Raw genomic sequence first — 2,644 nt, 5'->3', positions numbered from 1 at the left:
AAAACGGGACACTCCTTTTGCAGTAAAGCTTATCTTCTTGCCTTTATGCCGATTTTACCATATATACTCTTATTTATCAACATATGTTTTGCCTTACTCCCATAAGCCGGGTGACCTCATCATGCACGGCCATTTCCCATGCTTCATAGTACCTTCTTATTTCGTCGAAGCTACCAAGATACTGAAGAACCTCTTCCGCATACAGGCATTTTCTCTTTACTTTATGGCCTTTATCTCTTGGATCGTCAGTCCTGTAAGCTTAGCTATGTCATCATCCTTTATTCCCTGACTCCGCATATTTTTTACTATATCAACCCTGCTCTGCAGTACTCCTTCTTTCCTGCCTTCCTGTCTGCCTTCCTGTAAGCCCTCCTGCCTTGCGCCTGTAATCCTTGTTATCTCATCATGCACAGCCATTTCCCGTGCTTCATAGTATCTTCTTATCTCATCAAAGCTGCCAAGATACTGAAGCACCTCTTCTGCCCTTGCTATTGCAGGCTCTTCTCTCATTGCCATCTCAAGCACCTCCTCCGGCGAATCTTCAATAAACACCAGCCATCTGTCCAGCGGCTTCCCCAAGTCCGGCTTTGCCCTCCTGAACTTGGGCAGTTCTATAAACCTTACCTCCATTATGTCCGTCAGCTTGCAGTCTTTATGTCTGTCTTCCCACAGGTGAAACACAGTGCTGTAGCTATCCACATCTATATAGCTGAAATCCAGTATGTTTATCGTTATTGTCTTTTTAAGCTCATTAAAGGGCTGTCCCTCCTTAAGCTGCTCCGTGAATATTTTAGACCAGTAAAATATAGTGCGTTTATCCATATTGTACTGGTTTACAAGCTGAACCTCTATATTTATATGCTCTCCAAGCATGGTTTTGGCCCTTATATCCAGTATGCCCAGCTTGTCGTTTATCCCTTCCTTTTTTAAGCGTGTATTTTCTATTATTTCAATGTCCTCAAGCTGTTTATCTCCTTCAAGCTCCAGTACGGCGTTTAAAAAGCTTATCAGTATTTCCTTATTTTCAGGCTGCCCGAATATCCTCTGGAATATAAAGTCGTTCTTTACCTTCAGCCTTTTCATACAACCTATCACATCCCGCATACCGTTATTTTCAATATATTATTATTTTACCAGAAATCATGACGGATTAACATAGATTTGTTTGTCGGCTGGCGTAAGAAATGAGTGGGACTTTTGTGTTAAGTAGCCTGAAGTGTCAAAGGCATCCTTACTTTCATTATTTCTTATTTTCATCTATTACAGGAAAATTTATTGTTAATTTTTCTGTTTTTATCCTTGTTCTAATGGAACTTGCTCTTAAACAAGTTGAAGCCTTTCTCAAAAATGTAATCGAGAACGGGTTTCAATCCTTGTTTTAATGGAACTTGCTCTTAAACGAAAGCCTTCGGCAAAAACACAGATATAGACATGATTAGTTTCAATCCTTGTTTTAATGGAACTTGCTCTTAAACTGAAATTAAGGGGCTGGAAAAGGAGCTTGAGCAAAGTTTCAATCCTTGTTTTAATGGAACTTGCTCTTAAACTGATTCTTACAACAAGAAATTATTAGTTTTCTGTGAAGTTTCAATCCTTGTTTTAATGGAACTTGCTCTTAAACCGACAGCATCAAGCAGGGTTTTGATAAGGGCAAAATGTTTCAATCCTTGTTTTAATGGAACTTGCTCTTAAACTATATACGATAGGAGTAGACCATAAAGGAGGATTGATGTTTCAATCCTTGTTTTAATGGAACTTGCTCTTAAACAATCACTTATTTTTTCGAATGGTATATTATACTCACAGAGTTTCAATCCTTGTTTTAATGGAACTTGCTCTTAAACATTTTATTTTGATATTCAGATAGTTTCAAAAATCTCCAGTTTCAATCCTTGTTTTAATGGAACTTGCTCTTAAACAATCCTGAACCTATATAGGCAGGTAGATTATAAAAGGAGGTTTCAATCCTTGTTTTAATGGAACTTGCTCTTAAACAAATCGCATAACTCAATATCTTTCTTTTTACTTACTTGTTTCAATCCTTGTTTTAATGGAACTTGCTCTTAAACATTCAGCATAAGTTACATGCGGAGATGATGGCACTCAGGTTTCAATCCTTGTTTTAATGGAACTTGCTCTTAAACACCAAACACAAAAGAATTTTATATGGGCGAACCTATTGTTTCAATCCTTGTTTTAATGGAACTTGCTCTTAAACATATTGAAGATAAGCCACCATATAGAATATGTAGAAGGTTTCAATCCTTGTTTTAATGGAACTTGCTCTTAAACGGTGATTTTAATTGCTTATACAAGTGATTCCTAAAAAGTTTCAATCCTTGTTTTAATGGAACTTGCTCTTAAACCAAGTCCAGCCATACAAAATTTAGTTAACAACATAGGGTTTCAATCCTTGTTTTAATGGAACTTGCTCTTAAACTACCTCTGTCCTTATACGCAACCACTCAGCCGACGTAGTTTCAATCCTTGTTTTAATGGAACTTGCTCTTAAACCGAGAAGCTTTTGACGAACTGATTAACGTAAGATTGTTTCAATCCTTGTTTTAATGGAACTTGCTCTTAAACAGACCTTTTGGGCAAAATCCTCACATATCAGCCATTACAGCCTTTTCTTAGCCCCTTA

At 37.3% G+C, this 2,644-nt stretch carries 1 protein-coding gene and 1 CRISPR repeat array; the gene reads right to left on the bottom strand.

From position 1 onward, the window contains the following. Positions 1 to 216: 216 nt before the first annotated feature. Positions 217 to 1,083 (bottom strand): Rpn family recombination-promoting nuclease/putative transposase, encoded by an 867-nt coding sequence (locus DFR58_RS21535; RefSeq protein WP_114300507.1) that lies wholly within the window; start codon positions 1,081 to 1,083, stop codon positions 217 to 219. A 206-nt stretch (positions 1,084 to 1,289) separates the two neighbouring features. Beyond that, a CRISPR array of direct repeats spans positions 1,290 to 2,586; the repeat unit is 37 nt; unit sequence GTTTCAATCCTTGTTTTAATGGAACTTGCTCTTAAAC. Positions 2,587 to 2,644 lie beyond the last annotated feature (58 nt).

Origin of the sequence: Anaerobacterium chartisolvens, assembly GCF_003337415.1 — a bacterium.
In the GTDB taxonomy this organism is placed as follows: domain Bacteria; phylum Bacillota; class Clostridia; order Acetivibrionales; family DSM-27016; genus Anaerobacterium; species Anaerobacterium chartisolvens.
The sequence above is the reverse complement of the archived record's forward strand: the minus strand, read 5'-3'. Positions and strand labels throughout refer to the sequence as shown.

What these genes read in the sequence shown, in the direction of transcription:
- DFR58_RS21535 (WP_114300507.1), bottom strand. Translation starts at nt 1,083, where the DNA reads ATGAAAAGGCTGAAGGTAAAGAACGACTTTATATTCCAGAGGATATTC.